The organism is Paenibacillus sp. 19GGS1-52 (assembly GCF_022369515.1).
Lineage (GTDB): Bacteria > Bacillota > Bacilli > Paenibacillales > Paenibacillaceae > Paenibacillus_AQ.
In genome coordinates, this window is the sequence record NZ_CP059724.1 from 4,454,828 (window position 1) to 4,473,427 (window position 18,600).

The 18,600-nt window shown below is 46.5% G+C and carries 19 protein-coding genes and 1 pseudogene; 3 read left to right on the forward strand and 17 right to left on the reverse strand.

Annotated features, from left to right (window positions below):
• The first annotated feature begins 25 nt into the window (after positions 1–25).
• Together H1230_RS20845 and H1230_RS20850 are read left to right on the forward strand one after the other, a co-directional pair.
• Complete coding sequence (locus H1230_RS20845; RefSeq protein WP_239711809.1) at positions 26–4,195, forward strand: bifunctional nitrate reductase/sulfite reductase flavoprotein subunit alpha; 4,170 nt, start codon at positions 26–28, stop codon at positions 4,193–4,195.
• A gap of 182 nt (positions 4,196–4,377) precedes the next feature.
• Positions 4,378–4,689: pseudogene (locus H1230_RS20850) on the forward strand (MFS transporter); the annotation flags it as partial.
• Here the strand turns inward: H1230_RS20850 and H1230_RS20855 are convergent.
• The 13 genes from H1230_RS20855 to H1230_RS20915 form a co-directional block, all read right to left on the reverse strand.
• On the reverse strand, positions 4,681–5,007 hold the full coding sequence (locus H1230_RS20855) for a low molecular weight protein tyrosine phosphatase family protein (protein ID WP_239717441.1): 327 nt from the start codon (positions 5,005–5,007) through the stop codon (positions 4,681–4,683). The pseudogene H1230_RS20850 and the gene H1230_RS20855 overlap by 9 nt on opposite strands.
• A 112-nt stretch (positions 5,008–5,119) precedes the next feature.
• Positions 5,120–5,293, reverse strand: a complete 174-nt coding sequence (locus tag H1230_RS20860; RefSeq protein WP_239711810.1) for a hypothetical protein — start codon at positions 5,291–5,293, stop codon at positions 5,120–5,122.
• A 132-nt stretch (positions 5,294–5,425) separates the two neighbouring features.
• Complete coding sequence (locus tag H1230_RS20865) at positions 5,426–6,226, reverse strand: class I SAM-dependent methyltransferase (RefSeq protein ID WP_239711811.1); 801 nt, start codon at positions 6,224–6,226, stop codon at positions 5,426–5,428.
• Between the two features lie 43 nt (positions 6,227–6,269).
• Positions 6,270–7,001, reverse strand: a complete 732-nt coding sequence (locus H1230_RS20870; protein WP_239711812.1) for a metallophosphoesterase family protein — start codon at positions 6,999–7,001, stop codon at positions 6,270–6,272.
• A 56-nt stretch (positions 7,002–7,057) separates the two neighbouring features.
• Positions 7,058–7,240, reverse strand: a complete 183-nt coding sequence (locus H1230_RS20875) for a hypothetical protein (RefSeq protein ID WP_239711813.1) — start codon at positions 7,238–7,240, stop codon at positions 7,058–7,060.
• A 160-nt stretch (positions 7,241–7,400) separates the two neighbouring features.
• The gene (locus tag H1230_RS20880) at positions 7,401–7,823 is read right to left on the reverse strand and encodes an Rrf2 family transcriptional regulator (protein WP_239711814.1); all 423 of its coding nucleotides are present in this window, start codon (positions 7,821–7,823) and stop codon (positions 7,401–7,403) included.
• 167 nt (positions 7,824–7,990) lie between these two features.
• On the reverse strand, positions 7,991–8,800 hold the full coding sequence (locus tag H1230_RS20885; RefSeq protein ID WP_239711815.1) for a hypothetical protein: 810 nt from the start codon (positions 8,798–8,800) through the stop codon (positions 7,991–7,993).
• A 55-nt stretch (positions 8,801–8,855) separates the two neighbouring features.
• Positions 8,856–9,392, reverse strand: a complete 537-nt coding sequence (locus H1230_RS20890; RefSeq protein ID WP_239711816.1) for a DJ-1/PfpI family protein — start codon at positions 9,390–9,392, stop codon at positions 8,856–8,858.
• Positions 9,389–9,709, reverse strand: a complete 321-nt coding sequence (locus tag H1230_RS20895) for a carboxymuconolactone decarboxylase family protein (RefSeq protein WP_239711817.1) — start codon at positions 9,707–9,709, stop codon at positions 9,389–9,391. Before H1230_RS20895 ends, H1230_RS20890 begins: the two co-directional genes overlap by 4 nt.
• Before the next feature lie 13 nt (positions 9,710–9,722).
• Complete coding sequence (gene map, locus H1230_RS20900; protein ID WP_239711818.1) at positions 9,723–10,469, reverse strand: type I methionyl aminopeptidase; 747 nt, start codon at positions 10,467–10,469, stop codon at positions 9,723–9,725.
• 92 nt (positions 10,470–10,561) lie between these two features.
• Positions 10,562–11,143, reverse strand: coding sequence for a YhfM domain-containing protein (locus tag H1230_RS20905; RefSeq protein WP_239711819.1), 582 nt, complete (start codon positions 11,141–11,143; stop codon positions 10,562–10,564).
• Between the two features lie 99 nt (positions 11,144–11,242).
• Positions 11,243–11,542: a nucleotide pyrophosphohydrolase gene (locus H1230_RS20910; RefSeq protein WP_239711820.1), complete on the reverse strand. Its 300-nt coding sequence runs from the start codon at positions 11,540–11,542 to the stop codon at positions 11,243–11,245.
• A 141-nt stretch (positions 11,543–11,683) separates the two neighbouring features.
• On the reverse strand, positions 11,684–12,313 hold the full coding sequence (locus H1230_RS20915; protein WP_239711821.1) for an SGNH/GDSL hydrolase family protein: 630 nt from the start codon (positions 12,311–12,313) through the stop codon (positions 11,684–11,686).
• Between the two features lie 260 nt (positions 12,314–12,573).
• Here H1230_RS20915 and H1230_RS20920 point away from each other — a divergent pair, with 260 nt between their 5' ends.
• On the forward strand, positions 12,574–13,191 hold the full coding sequence (locus tag H1230_RS20920) for a nitroreductase family protein (RefSeq protein WP_239711822.1): 618 nt from the start codon (positions 12,574–12,576) through the stop codon (positions 13,189–13,191).
• A 75-nt stretch (positions 13,192–13,266) separates the two neighbouring features.
• Here H1230_RS20920 and H1230_RS20925 read toward each other — a convergent pair whose 3' ends face one another.
• The 4 genes from H1230_RS20925 to H1230_RS20940 form a co-directional block, all read right to left on the reverse strand.
• Positions 13,267–15,477: an alpha-galactosidase gene (locus H1230_RS20925; RefSeq protein WP_239711823.1), complete on the reverse strand. Its 2,211-nt coding sequence runs from the start codon at positions 15,475–15,477 to the stop codon at positions 13,267–13,269.
• A 127-nt stretch (positions 15,478–15,604) separates the two neighbouring features.
• A complete protein-coding gene (locus H1230_RS20930) occupies positions 15,605–16,237 on the reverse strand; it encodes a hypothetical protein (protein WP_239711824.1) in 633 nt (210 codons plus the stop codon).
• Between the two features lie 629 nt (positions 16,238–16,866).
• The gene (locus H1230_RS20935; protein WP_239711825.1) at positions 16,867–17,568 is read right to left on the reverse strand and encodes an SAM-dependent methyltransferase; all 702 of its coding nucleotides are present in this window, start codon (positions 17,566–17,568) and stop codon (positions 16,867–16,869) included.
• Positions 17,569–17,593: 25 nt separating this feature from the next.
• Positions 17,594–18,487 carry a LysR family transcriptional regulator gene (locus H1230_RS20940; protein WP_239711826.1) on the reverse strand — a complete coding sequence of 298 codons (894 nt, stop codon included), beginning with the start codon at positions 18,485–18,487 and terminating at the stop codon, positions 17,594–17,596.
• Positions 18,488–18,600 lie beyond the last annotated feature (113 nt).

Below are 18,600 nucleotides of genomic sequence, written 5' to 3' on the forward strand. Positions count from 1 at the left end.
TCCCTGGGGGTGAACCAACATCAACATGACCACTACAAAAGTGAAAAGCGTCTGCCCCTATTGCGGTGTTGGCTGTGGAATTGTGCTCGAAGTATCTGATAACCGTGTGGTCAAAGTCACAGGCGATAAAGAGCACCCTGCCAATTTCGGTAGATTGTGTACCAAAGGAAAAACTTGCGCCGAAGCCCTCACAGAATCTGGGCGAATGGAATCTGCGTATACACGTCTGTCACGAAAGAACGAACTGCTCAGTACCGGAATGGATGCTGCCATCACTGAAACTGCAAATCGCCTGCGTAATATCCTTGATCAACATGGCCCAGATGCCCTGTCCTTTTATGTGTCCGGCCAAATGTCCCTAGAGGCACAGTACTTGATCAACAAGCTAGCCAAGGGTTTCGTCGGTACGAACAACATTGAGTCCAATTCGCGCTTATGCATGGCGAGTGCCGGCAGCGGCTACAAGCTTTCACTTGGGTCGGATGGTCCACCAGGTTCTTATCAGGATATGGATCAAACGAACTTGTTCTTCGTCATTGGAGCCAACATGGCCGACTGTCATCCCATTCTGTTCCTGCGGGTCATGGATCGGGTCAAAGCAGGAGCCAAGCTGATCGTCGTAGACCCGCGCCGCAATACCACTGCGGATAAAGCAACTCTATATATGCAAATCAAACCTGGAACTGATCTCGCCCTGCTTAATGGTATTTTGCACTTGCTTGTCAACAATGGGCATACCGATCCGGACTTCATCGCTGAGTTTACCTCCGGTTGGGAGGATATGCTCGACTTTTTAGAAGACTATACGCCGGACCGTGTTGCCGAAATAACAGGGATTCCCGAAGCGGATATCCGCCAAGCCGCCTTATGGATCGGCGAGTCACCCGAGTGGATGACCTGCTGGACCATGGGGCTCAATCAAAGTACACATGGAACGTGGCATACGAATGCCATCTGCAACCTGCATTTGGCAACTGGGACGCTATGTCGTCCAGGCAGCGGCCCCTTCTCGCTCACCGGTCAACCGAATGCGATGGGCGGCCGGGAGATGGGGTACATGGGACCGGGCTTACCAGGGCAACGTTCGGTGTTAGTCGAAGCTGATCGTAGGTTTATCGAGAATTTGTGGAACATCCCTCAAGGCACGTTGAGGACCGAAGTAGGCACTGGCACCGTATCGATGTTTCAGAGTATGCAGGCTGGAGACATCAAAGCCTGTTGGATTATCTGTACGAATCCCGTGGCCACCGTTCCCAATCGGAAGACGGTCATCGCCGGCTTGCAACAGGCGGAACTGGTGATTACACAGGATGCATTTTTGGATACCGAGACTAACCGATATGCAGATATTATGCTGCCTGGCGCATTATGGTCGGAAGGCGAAGGCGTAATGATCAATTCCGAACGCAACTTAACCTTGCTGCAAAAGGCCGTTGATCCACCCGGAGCAGCATTGCCCGATTGGCAGATCATCGCTCGGGTAGCTTGTGAAATGGGCTACGCTGCCGCTTTTTCCTACACCTCTACGGCTGATGTCTATCAGGAAATCCAACAAGCCTGGAATCCCAAAACCGGGTATGACATCCGCGGGGCTACTTATGAACGGTTACACGAAACATCTATGCAATGGCCCTGCGCCCCGGACAGCCCAAGTGATCGAAATCCGATCCGCTATTTGAACAATGGGGTCAGTCAGACGCTCATAGCATATGCAGACGGCAGTAACCCACGCCTCGTATTTCCGACGGAAAGTGGAAAAGGGATTTTTCTGGCGCGTCCCTATTTACCACCCGCAGAGATGCCGGACAGCGAATATTCTTTTGTACTCAATACTGGGCGCCTGCAGCATCAATGGCACACCATGACCAAGACGGGTAAGATTCCTACCTTAAATAAGCTAAATCCGGGACCCTTTATCGAGATTCACGCCGAAGATGCCGCAACGCTTGGCATAACCGAGCGAGATCTTGTAGAAGTCCGCTCACGACGAGGTTTCGCTAGGCTGCCAGCGGTTATAACCGATAGGGTTCGTCCGGGCAACAGCTTTGCTCCCTTCCACTGGAATGATGTATTTGGCGACAATCTGGCCATAAACGACGTCACTAACGATGCGATCGATCCCCTATCCTTTCAGCCTGAATTTAAATTTTGTGCCGTTTCTCTTGTGCGAGCCCCCATGCCATCCGTCGAAGCTGAAGTGAAGGAGGAATCATATATGGCGCAAGTGGATTTGCTAAGCAGCATGCTAGGCATTGAACCTACTTCAACCCTGACGCTGAACGATCATGAGAAAATATACATTTCCGGATTCTTAGCCAGTTTGCGTACGAAGGATTCGATATTGACTCCGGGTATTCCCGTACTTCCTCCCACTGCACCTTTTGAACCGGCCACACGGTATTGGATGGATGGTTTGCTTGCGGGTATGTTCTCCCGCACCTATCTTCCTGATGCAGATCTCATTCCGGCACCTACACTACCAGCCTCACCAGAGTCCAGCACATTCTCGCCTGCAGTAGAGAGTGAGAGCAAGCTGCCTGTCACTATTCTTTGGGCCTCACAAACCGGAACGGTGGAAAATGCTGCAATCAGCTACGCCAAGAAGCTGCAGGATTCCGGTCATAACATACGGCTTGTAAATATGAATGCTTATTCCATAGCAGATCTCCCTAAGGAACATCTTGTCTTGTTCATGGCCAGCACCTTCGGTGCTGGTGATCCGCCAGACAACGGTGAATACTTCTGGCAGGCCCTAAACGCAAATAACGCGCCTCAATTATCCGGTCTTCGCTACACCGTTCTTGCGTTCGGCGATTCTAGTTATGATCAGTTCTGCGGATTCGGACGCAATCTTGATGTCCGATTGGAGCAGCTTGGCGCGCAGCGGCTCCTGAATCGCACCGATTGTGATACGGATTATGAAGAGCAAAGTGAATCGTGGCTCAGTGCGGTCGAGCTGTCATTACTCGAATCAGCTACTAATCCCGCTTCAACTGGGAATCACACTCTTAGCGATATCATATCGGAACCCGCTGCGGAATCTACTGCTACTGTCGAGCTTATGATGGAAAATAAATATGACCGCAATCATCCCCTTCAGACGTTTATCCTAGCCAATCGACGGCTGAACAAAGAGACCTCCGAGAAAGAAATACGCCAATATGTGTTCAACCTCAAAAACACCGGTCTGCAATTTGAAGCCGGTGATGCACTGGGCATATGGCCGACCAACTGTCCAGAGCTCGTCGATGATATTTTAACTGCCATCAAGCTTGATCCTTCCGTTCCAGTGAGAGTTAAAGACCATGGAGAGATGCCCCTCACCGAAGCGATGCTTCGGCACTTCGAGATTACTCATATCACACTCGGTATGCTTCAATTTGTTCAGGAACACTCGCACAGCAGCATATTGGGTGAGCTTCTTAAGAGTGAAAATAAAGCACAACTGAAGAAATGGCTAGGGGGGCATCAGCTGGTTGATCTACTACAGGAGTTTCCGGTAACTACCACTGCAGCGGAATTCATTCAATATCTCAAAGCTATGCAGCCGCGCTTGTACTCCATTTCATCAAGCCCGAAGGCTAAACCAGATGAGGTACATATAACCGTGTCAACCGTACGTTATGAAGTAAATGGAAAATCGCGCAAGGGTGTATGCTCCACGTTCCTCGCGGACCACGCCGAACAGCATACTGAAATTCCGATTTTCATTCAAAAGGCGGCCCATTTCCGCCCACCCTCCAATCCGGATGTACCGATGATCATGGTCGGACCGGGTACAGGAGTCGGCCCATTTCGCGGCTTCCTACAGGAGCGTCAAACCATCGGGGCCAAGGGCAAGAACTGGTTAATCTTTGGAGAACAGCGGGCGGATAGTGATTTCCTCTTCAAGGATGAGCTTGAGACGATGCAGCAAGAAGGCTTCTTACATCGTCTGGATACCGCCTTTTCACGTGACCAAACTCAAAAAATTTATGTTCAGCACCGCATGATTGAGCATGGAGCGGAGTTATGGGCATGGCTAGCAGACGGTGCACACTTTTATGTATGCGGAGATGCCAATAAGATGGCCAAAGAGGTCGATGCTACGCTTAAAAAAATCATTCTGCAGCATAGTGGGCTGAATACGGATGAGGTTGACGATTACGTGAAAGAGATGTCATTAAGCAAACGGTATTCGCGGGATGTATATTAGCTCCCCCTTGTGAAGGTTAACCCAATTCCTCATACTTTAATTACTCATTAAACATTTTTTTAACATTTGGCTATTATACTTGTTGTGGAGGATGATATAAAGCTCAATCAAATTGTTTGCACCTATCTAAGCAATAACGGATACGACGCAAAAGGATGTTTGAACCCACGCGAGGCCTATGTACAGCCATTTCCAATACCGTTAAACAAGTGGACGGTGCAGTAGGTACTTCTCTGCTTGTTACCGTCATGGCCAGCAGTACCAAGACTCATATGCAGGATATGATGGCCGCAGGCGGAACACAGAAACATATGATTATGGAAGCTTCGATTCAGGGCATCAATGATGCCTACCTCGTAATCGTAGGGATCAGTATAGTTGGATTGCTGCTCTCCTTGTTCATCAAACAAGTTGGGCAGAAACCCGAGAATCAATTTTCTTTGCGTAATTTCCCGAGCAATATTAGCAAGTATGCTATGCTAAATTTAGGGTAATTCGATATATTCTGAAACGCTGGATTCAAGGAGTCCCACTAAATCTTCATCCATATATTGATAATCATCCGGTATGTTTAGGCAAATCATCCTCTTATTCAATAAACTGCTTCTGAATTTATCCTGGATTCTTCTGGCATGCTTCTTCTCCATCACAAAAATAATGTCCGCCCAACCTACATGTCCTTCGGTTATCTTAATTCTCGCATGATCCTCTGTTCCAGCTGATCTGACCTCATAGCCGTTAACACCTTGAAAAATCTTCTCCGCCGTCAAACTCCGCCATCTATTCTGGCTGCACACAAACAGGATTTTGATCTTGTTCACCACCCTAACAAAATACACTCAAGTAAAAGTAAACGCTCAACGATCGGCGGCCTGGATGAAGTTTGGCAAGCGCTGATCAATTTTATAGGCAAGTTTCCAATTTTTAATACTGGCCATTGATATATTTCCTTTTGTTTATAGACGCATCTTTGATCCAATTCATTAATTCATCTCTACTGATGAAATACTCATTGTCGATTTTTATATAAGGGAACATAGTACCTTGAAAAGATCCAGCCACACTTAATACTTCATACTCAGCTTTTATAATATTCATTACTTGATCTTCCTTCATATTCCATATTATTATTAATTAGTGAGCATCCAATAATAAATGAAATACCTAGAATAAGACTTGCAATAAGAATAGAAATTTGAGTTGATTTCATAAGCTCCTCCACTTTATCTTTTATTCCTTATAGGCACGTATAACATCCACAGATAGCACTTCTTTTAGTAGTCCATTAGTTGAGAAATCATACAAAGTCTGACGCAAATCAGTTTCAAACCGATCCACATTATTGCCAAACAGACGCCTGGAGGCGAAAGAAGTGGAGTATAGGTTACCGATTATTGAATCGATAGTCCAGATGTGAGTGTAGCAGGGCAATTGGTGACTTTCCACTCTTTTGAATGGGGATCTTGAAAGGATGTCCTCATATTTTTCTGCTGGAGGAGTGTATGTACTGTTTCCTGCTTTTCTTTCCTCCCCTAACCAACGCCTTACAACCTCGTTTACTTTTTGTTGCCAAATCTGCGGCTCCTCTTTTTTTAGACTATTGTCTATTATTGCAATCCCGCCATTACTGGCAACGTTATTGTACAATAGCTCAAGCACTCTACCTCTATCCATCCAATGAAAGGCTTTCGCTATAGTAACAAGCCGAAATTCTCCAAACTCTGCAGTTATATCCTCCGCCTTGCCATTTAACCATTGGATGTTATCCACCCGAGATTCAGTGGCTAAGCGCTTTGCTTCATCCAGCATCTCAGGTTCAGTATCCATGCCCATAATTTGTTGAAACCAATCTGTGAATCTCAAGGCTAACTGACCACTCCCACAGCCTAAATCGAGCATCCGCCCTGTACCATCCAGTGCAAATTGATCCACTAAGTACCGAACAAGTGATGAAGGATATAAGGGTCGATATCGTGAATAATAGGCGGCTGTTCCTTTAAATAATTCCAGACCATAATCTTTGGCTGCCATCTCCTCACCTTACCTTTGCAAAATATCGAGTCAAACTTAACAATTAGTCTTTAAGCCCTCTGTACTTGGCGGTTCTAAGTTCTATTATATACGGCTCCAACATAGGCATATCTACATCAACGGCCTGCTGAATGGCTAACTCAATATCATATGGAACCCTTATAAATTGTATATTCAGAGGTGCCAGAGACAACCCTCCATACTCCCCCTCCATAATTACATACGATGCTTGCGTTAAATCCAGTGGATTCCCCACACTCCCCACATTAAATAACGTCTTACCTTCCAGATTCTGAAGATACGCATTATGAATATCTCCATACCCAACAACGTCTGCCTGTTTCGGTTCTTCACACAACTCGGAGGATTCGAATAATGAGATTCGTGTGTCGTAATCATCCCAAGGCTGAACTCGTTCATACAGACTGCGAGGTGAAGCGTGAAACAATCGTATATATTTACCGCTCATCATAAACTCAATTGAAAATGGTAGCGTACCTAAGTAGTCCAGACGCGATTTACCCATAACTTGCTGATGCCACTTTATTGCAGCATATGAACTTCCCTGGGTCATTAGATCATCCCAATTCCCCATAACAATCCGTTCGCAATGCTCCTTCACTGAATCAAGAGCAACATCAGAGCTTGGCCCTTTCCCGACGATATCCCCCAGACAAAATATTCTAGTAATCCCACGTTGCTGAATGTCAGCTAATACGGCTTCCAGAGCCGTTATATTTCCGTGAATATCAGAGATTATTGCAATGCTGTCCACATAAATCCTCCATTTGTTCCTAGCAGCTTGTATAAAGCTGTTTAGTTTATTTGGGTTTATACTTTCTTATCTATGATATGTTTATTATTCTTGATATCTTTCCGCAGCAGTCTGATTTCCTGAATTAACACATCCATTTTTGCCGCAGACTTTGATCCGTCTATAGCGTTTCGGATAATGAGTACCAGTACCACAAGACTCAATGCCCAAAATCCTACGAAGAAGAAAATCCCATCCATCCTTCCCAACTCCTTTTCATTCTCTATAAATTCAATATTCCCCCTATAATCCCTTCTTTCCCCATTATTCGCTAGGTAAAGTTACTTCATTCCACGCAAAAAAAAGACCAGAAACACGTTGTCACGTTCTGATCTTTAGCAGCACTGCATTATAAAAGAGTTAAGAAACAGGAATTTCATTCACTATTTGCTCAAGGGTAACCTCTTGGAGAACACTCTCCATCGCTTTCTGAGCGAGCGAGAACACGGGGACAATCGCCCCGGCAATGTTCTTGCCCACGGGACACTCAGGATTGGGATGTTCATGTACAGCGAACAAGGAATCCTCTTCCACCGCATTTACCGCTTTGTAAATCTGCAGCAAGGAAATCTCGCTCACGCTACGCGTAAGCTGAGCTCCTGCAACACCCGGGCGGACGTCCACGAGACCTGCTTTGTGAAGCATGCTAGTGATTCGGCGGATAACTACTGGATTAGTATTAACGCTACCTGCGATCCATTCAGAGGTGCTTTTGCCGTCTTTATTGCTGTCGATCAATGTTAAAATATGAATAGCAACCGCAAATCGGGTGCTGATGTTCATAGGAATCGCTCCTTTTGTCCAAATATAAGAATTTATATGTTGCACAAGATATCTTATCCTTATATTTCTCGAAGAAACGGATGCTATCCCTAAAAGGACGGCAAAGCCGTTTCTTCTTGTCCGTTGACAAGTAGATGCAACAATAATAGTTACATTTCAGGCCTTTGTCAACCCATGAGGAGGAAAAGGTCAGCAACCTGCGAGACATATTTTTTACTCAGCCTTGCTTTATCTAGATTACTTTTCACTATTTTACTGATCCGGGCATCGCCGCTCTCTGCGAAATGCCGCAGCATAGCGAATCCAGCCTCCGGTTCACTCGCTACGAATACGCTGAGACTATACTCTAGCCCTTTGGATAATACGCGAAAATGCTCTCGGTCGCTTGGAGCTCCAGCACTCGAAAGTAACTCCTCCATAATTCCGGATGCAAGATTAAGGCAATACCGAGTGTTCTCTTGTACCTTAAGCAAGGGCGGATGGGCTAATGCTGCTACAAAAGCCCGCTGCTCCAGCATATTCGCACCTACTCTCCATGTATCCAGTAGCTGCCGCAGGAGTGCAAAGTCAAACTCCCCGATGTTTTGCATCGCCATCGCTGCCGCTTCGCGCACCCTCCACCTCGAATCATTCATGGCGGATTGAATCATAGCCCGAATTACACAGCGCCGCTCTTCCTTCGCATCCTCATAATGTGCACCGGCTGCACAGACGGCACAGAACGGCAAAAACTCGCGGGGGTCATTTGTTCCTGCATCTGCTTCGGCAATATTAGCCCAAGCCAAAAGCAGCTCCCAGGCTGTTTCTGTTACTGCCGAATGGCCATATAGCTGTGCAAAACTCTCTGCCAGGCCTAGATTACTCCGTGGTCCGGGCAGATTACTCTCCTGCCGCATATATCCGGCAAGCTGTTCCCACTGTGCTTTATCGTTGATCCATTGCTGAAATGGCGCTTGCGTATTCTTTTGCCCACTCATCCTTGGTTCCTCCGATTATCCCCTTCGTCTTTACCGCCGGGTTATACCTTGCATATCATAGGGGTAGTCCATTTGCTTCTTCACCAGCGAATTGTGTGATTAAATACAGCCCAAGATCGATTGAAGTCGAGACTCCACCACCTGTGATCATATTGCCATCATGTACAATACGTGAGTGCACAACTTCTGCACAATAAGGCTTAAGCAGATCGTAAGCTGCGGGATGCGTGGTGGCGATTCTTCCTTCTAGGAACCCGGCTGCTCCAAGCAGCAAAGATCCGGTACAGACAGATACTTTATAAGGGACATCCTGTGCTCCTCTTAACCACGCTACAAATGCCTCATCATAACGAAGCTGTCTGGTACCCATTCCTCCAGGAACAAATACCAAATCATACGGCGAGAGCTCAGGCAGCACCTTCCCAACTTGTATAGTCAGCCCCAGCTCATCGGTCACTGTCGGCGTAATAGCACAAATATCCCAAGCCAGTTCTTTACCAACAGCAAATTGCCCCAAACGGTGAATGACATCATAGAACCCGGCAAAGTCCAGAAATGTGATACCGTCAAAAAGAATAAAGGCAATTCTCACTCCGCATCATACGCTTGCAGCGCGATAGGCAAAGCCTGAATCACAACGTTCCCTACTGCCGGAAGACCAATCAGGACTGCGCTTATAATTTCCTCCCGGGTTGCGCCTAGTGATTTCGCATGTTTCACATGAAAGGGCAGCCCACTCTCCAGTCTAGCTGCGGCAAGAACCGCAATATAGGCGATCTCTTCTGTTTTGGGGTCAAGCTTGCTTGCCGCCTCAAGTTTCTGAACGGTCTCCATCCATGCCTGCTGCTGTTCGGGCGCTTCCTTCATAAAGGTCAAAAAGGCATTGCTTACTTGCGGTAAATCCCCCATTGATAACCCTCCCTTACGCGCTTGTTAGGATAATCGACTCACCCTTGGTCACGATAATGGTATGCTCATACTGCGCTACTCTACTGTTGTCCGCCACACTCAGTGTCCATCCGTCTGCCTGCTGTTCTACATAATCTACCCCAGTTGAGAGGAAGGGCTCGATCGTAATCACCTGTCCCTCCTTCAGAACTGCAGTTCCCCGCGGATTATAAAACGGCAGAATTTCAAAGGGTTTCTCATGCAGTGACTTGCCGATCCCATGACTGCACAGATTTCGAACTACTCTATAGCCGTGTTTACGGGCTTCCTGCTCCATCACTCGGCCAATCTCATTCACCTTCATGCCAGCTCTGAGATGATTGATCACGCTCATCATCGTTTCTTCCGTACTACGGCAAAGGTGCAGAATCTTATCATCATATGGAGGAAGTTGAAAAGAAACACCAGCGTCTCCGAAATACCCATTCAGTTCCGCCGAGACATCAATATTGATCAGATCACCAGCCTCAATAACTCTAGAGCCTGGAATGCCATGTGCTACCTCTTCATTGACACTGATACAAGTGCTGCCTGGGAAATTGTATGTAACCTTAGGAGCTGATTTCGCGCCAAATTGCTCTAGTATTTCTGCCCCCAGCTGATCAAGTTCTGCCGTCGTCATGCCGGGTACCACTTTTTTCTTCATTTCGGCAATAGTGTAGCCTACCACTTTACCTGCTGCTCTTAATCCGATCAAATCCTTCTCTGTATCACTCGTCATCTGACTCACTTTCCTCTCGCATCTTTACTTGCCCAGCATTACTGAATACCTCTCAGGGCTGCTGATAATAAGCCCAGTCACAGGCTCAATCCCTAGCTCCTCAATTGCATTATCTTTACCAAGCGTAAACAGCTTATAGAAGGAACTATTGCTTGAACCATACTGCCCGATGGTAAAGTCAGGGTTATCGGACCTGTGACCGAGACCTTAGCATCTACAGATGAGGCGCCGTCCACACCAGTGGCATTAGAAACTCCGAAGATGAGATCTCTGAGTTTATCTGAGTTTTTAACCGGAATGGAGTAGCCTTGGCCGCTGTTCTCAGCGGAAACAAGCAGACCTTTATATCCCTTTTTCTCCCCCAGAGCCAGATAGTACTGTTCCGTATAACCATCTCCATAAGTCAGCAACATATCAAATTCAGGTTCGTAATCTAGCTCGCCGGAAAGTTTCTTGCTATTATTCATCGCTTCCGCCATTGTCTTAATGAACGCAGCTTCTGTATATACTTTGGCCTTGATCGGGTCCTGCTGTTCCTGTTCAACCCGATGCTGACTGAGGGAAATCTCGGTGATCCACCTCGCATTAATGAATCCAAATGCATTCTGACATCCGCTTAATACTAAACCTAAAAGTAAAGGTACAATTAGAAATAAACGCCTAATGGTAACCACCTCCAAGACATATGTATAACGCAATTATAACAGTGTCAAGAAGTGAAGAGAAATGTCTGTACAGAGATGGAGATGCTCCCTGCCAACCTATATTCAGAATTAACTCGGATCAAGCGGATACTTCTGCCCATTCTTAATCATTTTATTGCGAATAATGGTCTCGATATCAAAATCCATGCTATTCGCCATCGTAATGCAGTAAATGAGCACATCCGCCAGCTCGTCCCCAATTTCTTCGCGTTTATTCTGTGCTGGTTCATGCCAGTCCCCCCACTGAAAATGCTCCAGAAGCTCCGAGGCTTCGAGGCTGATGGAGATCGCGATATCTTTAGGTTTGTTGCGCTTTGTCCAGCCGCGCACATCGCGGAACCGGATGACGTCGGCAATTAGTTCTTTCATTGTATATTCTCCTTTCAAGCTCCATGGCTGGGCTATTCTTGGTTCACACGATTTGAAAAAAAGACCGAATCCGCATGTTGGATAACGGTTCCAGCCTTTCACATCAAGAGAAATCGTAAAGATTCGAATCAAGTATCCCGATTAGCTTAACGCCCCTACTGCTCTCAACCAGGCCTCAGCAATAAGCGCATGGCCCGCAGGGGAAGGATGCACACCATCCGGTGCCCAATACGCAGACTCAGCCTTTACGGACGCCGCCGCAAACAGACCATCAAGCGGTACAAGCAGTGCACCATATTCACGTGCCAGCTCACGGACAATGTGGATTTTGGGATCCAAATCCTGACGCCAGCCTTTGCGGTCTTCTGGAACAGGCAATACGAAGGGCTCAATAAGCACCAGCTTAGCATCCAGAGCTATCTTAGTACGCTCTATCAGATCACGATAGGCTGCTTCAAACTGTGCCGGCGTAGTTTCCTCACCCGAGTCAAAGTAGCGCCAAGTGTCATTAATACCGATGTAAATAGATACCCAAGTCGGTTTCAACTCCAGGCAATCCTTATCCCAGCGTCCCTGCAAATCCACTGCACGGTTGCCGCTGATCCCGCGGTTAATAAACGTAAGATTCAACTCGGGATACAGATGACCTAGTCGTCCGGCAAGCATAAGTGCATAACCTACGCCAAGCGACGAGGCATCCTCGTAATTCCGTCCCCAATCTGTGATGCTGTCGCCTTGAAACAAGACGACGTCGTTTTGTTTAAATCCCATATGAAGAATCCTCCTCAAGAACTGAATATGTATTTATTTTTCCTCATCCATTATATCAAACTCAACTGAAAAGCGGACAGGCAGATATTGAATTTCTTCATTTCGTTGCAGATTCATACCAAAAAATAAAATAAAATGTGTTTGATCATTGACGACCCACATCAGCTGTGTTATGTTGAGTAAGTAACAAATAGTAAGCTAATTTACTAATATCAGTCATTGATTATTATCAACCAAAATAGATTATGGAGGCTTACCTTATGAGTACTTTTTCAGAGTTGGTTCAATCCCGCAGATCGGCTAATAATTTTGTGGAGGGTGTCAAAATTCCTCAAGGTGAATTGGAAGAGATGTTCTCTTACGCTCGGCTTGCACCATCAGCATTTAATCTGCAGCATGCCCATTACAAAGTGATCTCCGATGATACCTTGAAAGAAGAAATCCGCGCAGGTGCATATGGGCAATATAAAATCCATACAGCCTCAGCAGTCATTGTAGTCCTTGGTGATAAACATGCCTATCTGCAAGCTCCGGAAATTTACAATGGACTTAAACTGCTAGGGGCGATGACCCCGGAGCAATACGACGGAGTTATCGAATCTATTAATGGTGCCTACATTGGAAATGACGCTTTCCAACGCGATGAAGCTATCCGAAATGCTTCCCTGTCGGCCATGCAGTTCATGCTGATTGCCAAAGATAAAGGCTGGGATACTTGTCCGATGATCGGCTTCAATGCGGAAGCTATCAGCACTAGTTTGAAGCTGCCGGAGAATATGGTTCCTGTTATGCTGATCACGATCGGCAAAGACAACCAGCAAAAAGTCAGACCCCGTGGTTACCGCAAGCCGGTTAATGAATTTGTTGAATTTTTCTGAGTTGAATAAAATACAGCAAACGGTCCTTCCGGAATGATTCCGGAAAGGACCGTTTTTAGGTTCTGGCTGATCCAATTATAATTTTGCTGCTCCATCTGTGACTTTTTTGAAGCGCCATAGAATACTTTGGAAGTCTCCATGCAGGTCAGGCAGAGGTAATCCAGCATACATCAGATGATCTCCACCATATATGCCTCCCCCTTCAATCCACTCATAATCCGCTTCCGGATCAAGACCCTTCAAACGCAGGTGATACAGGGAATCATTCGGTTCAGCTAGGACCCGTGCATAGACTACAACGGCCTCCGATTTATCTTCTGCAACTATTAACCAGGCTGTCTCATTGCCTTCAAAAGGACTGAGTAGTCTGTATTGTTCTCCAAACTGCACAAGTGAACGGAGCTCTTTGTATAGAGCTACCTGATCCTTCACGGTTTCCTTCTCTGCCTCCGAGAACTTGGTCAAATCCAGCTCGTAGCCGAAATTGCCAGACATAGCAACATGCCCGCGCAGCTCTAATGAAGTATTGCGGTGCACTTGATGATTCGGCACAGCCGAGACATGACTACCCATTGAACTGAGTGGATACACGATGCTGGTTCCGTATTGGATTTTGAGTCTGCTGATCGCATCTGTATTATCACTTGTCCAAGTCTGGGGCATGTAATAAAGCATACCTGGATCAAAGCGACCGCCGCCTCCGGAGCAGCTCTCGAAGAGTACATTCGGGAATTCCGAGGTTATCCGTTCAAGCACACCGTAAAGACCAAGTATATAGCGGTGGGCCGTTTCCCGTTGTCTCTCGGCAGGTAGCAACGCGGAACCAATTTCGGTCATATTGCGGTTCATATCCCATTTCACATAAGAAATCGGCGCACTGCGCAAGACATCAGCAATCCTGTCACCAATCGCCTGGCACACATCTGCGCGTGAGAAATCAAGCACTAGCTGCATCCGTGCTTCTGTTCTGCGGCGGCCTGGTACATGTAGGCACCAATCTGGATGCTCACGGTACAGCTCGCTATCCGGCGAGATCATCTCCGGTTCGAACCAGAGCCCAAATTGCATATCTAGCTCATTGACCCGACGGGCCAGATCCTCAAGCCCTGCTGGCAATTTCTTAGCGTCTACGAACCAATCTCCTAGTGAACTGCGGTCATCGTCGCGATGTCCAAACCAACCATCATCCAATACAAACAATTCCATGCCAAGTTCACTGCCAGCACGGGCAATATCCTCAATCTTTTCAGCATTGAAGTCGAAATAGGTAGCTTCCCAGTTATTGACCAATACCGGCCGCGTCTGATCGCGGAAACTGCCACGGCACAAGCGAGTACGGTATAATTTATGATAGGTTCTGGACATCGCACCGATTCCCGCAGCTGAGTAGACCATTACGGCTTCCGGAGTCTGGAAAGACTGGCCCGCTTCCAGCAGCCAGTTGAAATCAAAGGGATTAATACCGATGGACAAGCGTGCTGTCTTATACGGCTCAACCTCAACTTGAGCAGAGAATCCACCACTATATACCAAGCTGACGCCATACACATCTCCATGATCCTCATCAGCACCCTTGGAGAGCAAAGCAATAAATGGATTGTGCGCATGGCTGCTTGAGCCTCTGCGGCTTTCCACACCCTGCATTCCAGAAGCCAGCGCTCTGCGCTCTACATATCTTTCCCGCGCCCATGAGCCAGACAAGTGGAGCAGATCATAATTGGAGTCACGGAAATCCACACTCATACTAAGCCCGCGCAACAGCTTCAGAGCGTTCATTCCTTCATTTACAAAACGAACCGAGCGGGTAATAGCGTTCAATTCCCCAAACACGGTATAGCTTAAAATAATCCGCAGCCCAGCAACAGTATCTAACAACTCTAGCTCCAGTGTCTCAGCTTCGTCTTCATGCTCGGCATAAGTAGCCGGCAGTCCTTCCAACGAAGGCTTGCCTTTATAAATCCGGTGCTTGTCGTAAATAGCCTCTGAGGCCGTCGTGCCGTTCTCCGCCTGAATCTGATACGCGGGATGCCGAAAATCCCCCACCCCATATGCCGGATATTCCTGTGATAACGTATCATAGGAGAGTGTCATATCTTCCGGAAATGGACTTGGCGAGAATGAGCATCTTTCTGCCCGCTGCAGGATGGTAGACAAGCCGCTAGAGCGAATTTTTCTCCCCCAATATACATGAGCTGGAATGCCGGTATGGAGCAGTTGAATAACGTAGCTAGTTTCTTTACTTTGCAGATGAAAGATCCGTTCCTTCGAATCATAGAAAATACTCATGATTGCCTCCATGTGAATTCAATTATTTGATAAGGTACCAACATGTTATTTAATCATACTCATTATATATGGTAAACGCTTTATTTTCACGTCTCACGACGAAGTTTCAGTTCGAATAATGCCCGCTTCATTTTGCATAGTTTAGAAGTGCTATCGCTGCTCGTTCCCGCCGCTCCACGTCCTCACTGCGCAGTGCCTGTTTCAAGATATTTAGCGCTTCGGCGAGCGTCCCTTCATCTACCTGAACAGGGCCTTTTTCCGTTAATTGGGTGGCCTCAGGAGCTGCTCCAGCCGTAACCCACAGATCCAGTCGAGCACTCGGCAGTGGTCCTTTGTACTGTGAAATCGGCTCACTTACGGCGAACCATTTCTGGACTCCGGCATTTAGCGTGGCACGGGGAAGACTTTTTAACCAGGTTACCCCCCGTCGATGACATTTACCTTCCTCTGGAGTATCAAATACTTCATAGTAAAAATAATCGCCAAGATCACCTAGATGTACCCAATCACCATCAGCAACCAGCACATAGTCCCCGTCTTGCATGGTGTGTACAAAACAATGAATAGCTGCAAGCGATGCACTCAGCTCTGCTTCGCTATATGGATAAATCTGCTCCAGCTTATTCTGGAGTTCATCGGCACTAATATTCGTTAAATCACCAATCCCCGGCCAACCTATACATACAAAATTATCATTCAGAAACTCACGCTTACGTTCAATTCCATGAGCGTTAGTTGTCATCTGAAACAGGTTCATCATTTATTCCTCCATATCGTTGCCGCGCTTCAAAAGGTATTTCTAGCTATATAAATGCCAACTATAGTCATAGTTCTGCCAAAGTGCAATATGCTCATCCTTTCCATCAGCTGAGATACAAAGGAAAAGACCGAATTAAAGCGCTTTCATTAGCAATCCATTGAAAATATACCCTAGTTTAGACTATTTGCGTTTTTACTAATCCGCAGAATGGAGGTATAGTTTAACTATCAACTCAAGGAAAAACAATCTACTAGAAGGAAAACTTAGCGGAAAGGTAAAATCTATTCGAAAAGCAACCTTTAGTGGAACGAATCCATGAGATTGATACTATATCTTTTATCCTAACGGTAAAGATTTCAAATTCGTCTCTAGTACGAAATGGTATGAGCTGCTTACAGCTTAAATGATGAATAATCAATCCTATTCGGTACAAGAGTATGGAATTGAGAAGATTTATCGAACAGGATAGGCCGAAAAGTTGCTGCCTCGGACGATTTCTATCGAATGAGAACAAAGGATAGGATAAGGAGTCTGAGAAGAACATGGGTATAGTAATTACAACGTAAACCCCTACTATTGATGAACTATCAATAATAGGGGTTTTGCGTATGTCCTGATGTCTTCTAGACTTAAACTCCACGTGTTATCCGCAACAATTGATTCGCACCTTTTTGAAACTCATAGGGAACCTGTATTTCTTCCGCGCTCCAACCCTGACTTACAATATAATCCATTAGGCGATCCAAGTGTTCATATCTCTTGCTCGATAGATCAACCAGAGGAAAGATCCGAATCTCTTCCTGCGTCACACGCATCAGCTCCTGCAGTGTCCGCACATGAAAATCATAGTCCAGCCGATCGCCGTACATAAACAGGAAATGAGCTGATAGCGTCAGATCAAAGGCTTGATCCGAGAACGGCAACACAGGCAGTGTAACAGGAACGTACCGCTCCGGAACTTGTTGTCTATCGTGTGTGCTAGCCATCAGTGCTTTCGTTCTAGCCTCTCCTAAATCAGCAATAGATTTGAAATAGTCCCAGCGGAAATTATTCTGGACCTTTACCAGTTCGAGCATGACATGCTCAATATCCTGCAGCCCTTTCTGTTCAAGCTCTTCAGCGGAGTAGGAATAAGCGATATCTGCTGCGGTTGCCGCAGCTCCAAATTGATGTGCTACAGCAGTAAACGAACAGGCGCCTGAAGGACAATCGAGGATTCGGCGCCCGGCTAACTCCTCTCGCTCCAGCTTGAACATCTGCATATATTCCTCAAATGTCCTGCCAATATACACAATCCGCTCTAAATCCAGCTTAGTCTCAGCTCCACTCATCTCAGCTCACCTTTCCTTTTCTCAGCTATACTCGGATTTGTTTCATTAACTCCTGCCGTAAAAATTGCTGCAGCCTTAAGTTCGCCTGCTTCAATGGATAATCGGCGACTCGGCAAAGAATGCCGCAGCTCATATTAATGGCCTGCCCCGCAAGCTTCTTGACCACGGTTCCGACAGGAGTCGGATTCAGCATAATTTCGGGCACAAGGGCAAGCCCTAAACCACTCTCCACATAATATTTCAGAGCGGTCATGCTCCCGATCTCCATGGTATTCAATGGGGGTCCGCCGGATTCCTGCAGCACACTTTCCAGTTTTTTGCGATAAGGACAATTGACAGCAGTAATTAGTAAACGGTGACCCCGGAGCTCCTCCGATGTCACAACCTGCTGATTGGCTAGTGGGTGCTGTTCCGGCATTAACAAGACGAATTCCTCCGTGAACAGCGGCTCAAAGTATAGCTCCTTACTCAGCTCCGGTGCCGAGCATAGCGCGAAATCCAGCTCTCCACGGAGAAGCCGCTCACTGAGAGCCGGTGTGCCTGCTATATCTACAGACACCTCGATCTTGGGGAAAAGAGTCATGAACTGTTGCAACAGCAGCGGAAAGCGATAACTGGCAGTAGGGTCCGTAACTCCCACACGAATACTGCCGGCTTCTCCTATTTTCATATCCGCCAAGCTGCTCTGTAACCGTTCCATATCTTTAACAATATGTAGACTTTGTTCATGAAACAGCCGACCGGCTTCCGTTAAAGTAATCTGCTTCCCACGTTCGATGAGTTGGACACCCAAATCAGCTTCCAGCTTCTGTATTTGCATCGTGACGGTAGACTGGGCATAATTCAGTTCTTCTGCCGCACGATTGAAGCTCCCTGAATGTACGATGGTTTGGAAGGTTTTTAATATTTTGAGATCCATGGCTTATTCCCTCCACTAGACAATTCAATAATATTGAACTAAAACTTCAATTAATTCAATTATACAAAGTTAAATAAATGAAATACTCTTAATATATAGCATACATCATCATA

What these genes read in the sequence shown, in the direction of transcription:
- H1230_RS20885 (WP_239711815.1), bottom strand. Translation starts at nt 8,800, where the DNA reads ATGAGTGGGCAAAAGAATACGCAAGCGCCATTTCAGCAATGGATCAAC.
- H1230_RS20880 (WP_239711814.1), bottom strand. Translation starts at nt 7,823, where the DNA reads ATGAACATCAGCACCCGATTTGCGGTTGCTATTCATATTTTAACATTG.
- H1230_RS20860 (WP_239711810.1), bottom strand. Translation starts at nt 5,293, where the DNA reads ATGAATATTATAAAAGCTGAGTATGAAGTATTAAGTGTGGCTGGATCT.
- H1230_RS20910 (WP_239711820.1), bottom strand. Translation starts at nt 11,542, where the DNA reads ATGAAAGAACTAATTGCCGACGTCATCCGGTTCCGCGATGTGCGCGGC.
- H1230_RS20845 (WP_239711809.1), top strand. Translation starts at nt 26, where the DNA reads ATGACCACTACAAAAGTGAAAAGCGTCTGCCCCTATTGCGGTGTTGGC.
- H1230_RS20930 (WP_239711824.1), bottom strand. Translation starts at nt 16,237, where the DNA reads ATGATGAACCTGTTTCAGATGACAACTAACGCTCATGGAATTGAACGT.
- H1230_RS20915 (WP_239711821.1), bottom strand. Translation starts at nt 12,313, where the DNA reads ATGGGATTTAAACAAAACGACGTCGTCTTGTTTCAAGGCGACAGCATC.
- H1230_RS20895 (WP_239711817.1), bottom strand. Translation starts at nt 9,709, where the DNA reads ATGGGGGATTTACCGCAAGTAAGCAATGCCTTTTTGACCTTTATGAAG.
- H1230_RS20940 (WP_239711826.1), bottom strand. Translation starts at nt 18,487, where the DNA reads ATGGATCTCAAAATATTAAAAACCTTCCAAACCATCGTACATTCAGGG.
- H1230_RS20920 (WP_239711822.1), top strand. Translation starts at nt 12,574, where the DNA reads ATGAGTACTTTTTCAGAGTTGGTTCAATCCCGCAGATCGGCTAATAAT.
- map (WP_239711818.1), bottom strand. Translation starts at nt 10,469, where the DNA reads ATGACGAGTGATACAGAGAAGGATTTGATCGGATTAAGAGCAGCAGGT.
- H1230_RS20925 (WP_239711823.1), bottom strand. Translation starts at nt 15,477, where the DNA reads ATGAGTATTTTCTATGATTCGAAGGAACGGATCTTTCATCTGCAAAGT.
- H1230_RS20865 (WP_239711811.1), bottom strand. Translation starts at nt 6,226, where the DNA reads ATGGCAGCCAAAGATTATGGTCTGGAATTATTTAAAGGAACAGCCGCC.
- H1230_RS20875 (WP_239711813.1), bottom strand. Translation starts at nt 7,240, where the DNA reads ATGGATGGGATTTTCTTCTTCGTAGGATTTTGGGCATTGAGTCTTGTG.
- H1230_RS20935 (WP_239711825.1), bottom strand. Translation starts at nt 17,568, where the DNA reads ATGAGTGGAGCTGAGACTAAGCTGGATTTAGAGCGGATTGTGTATATT.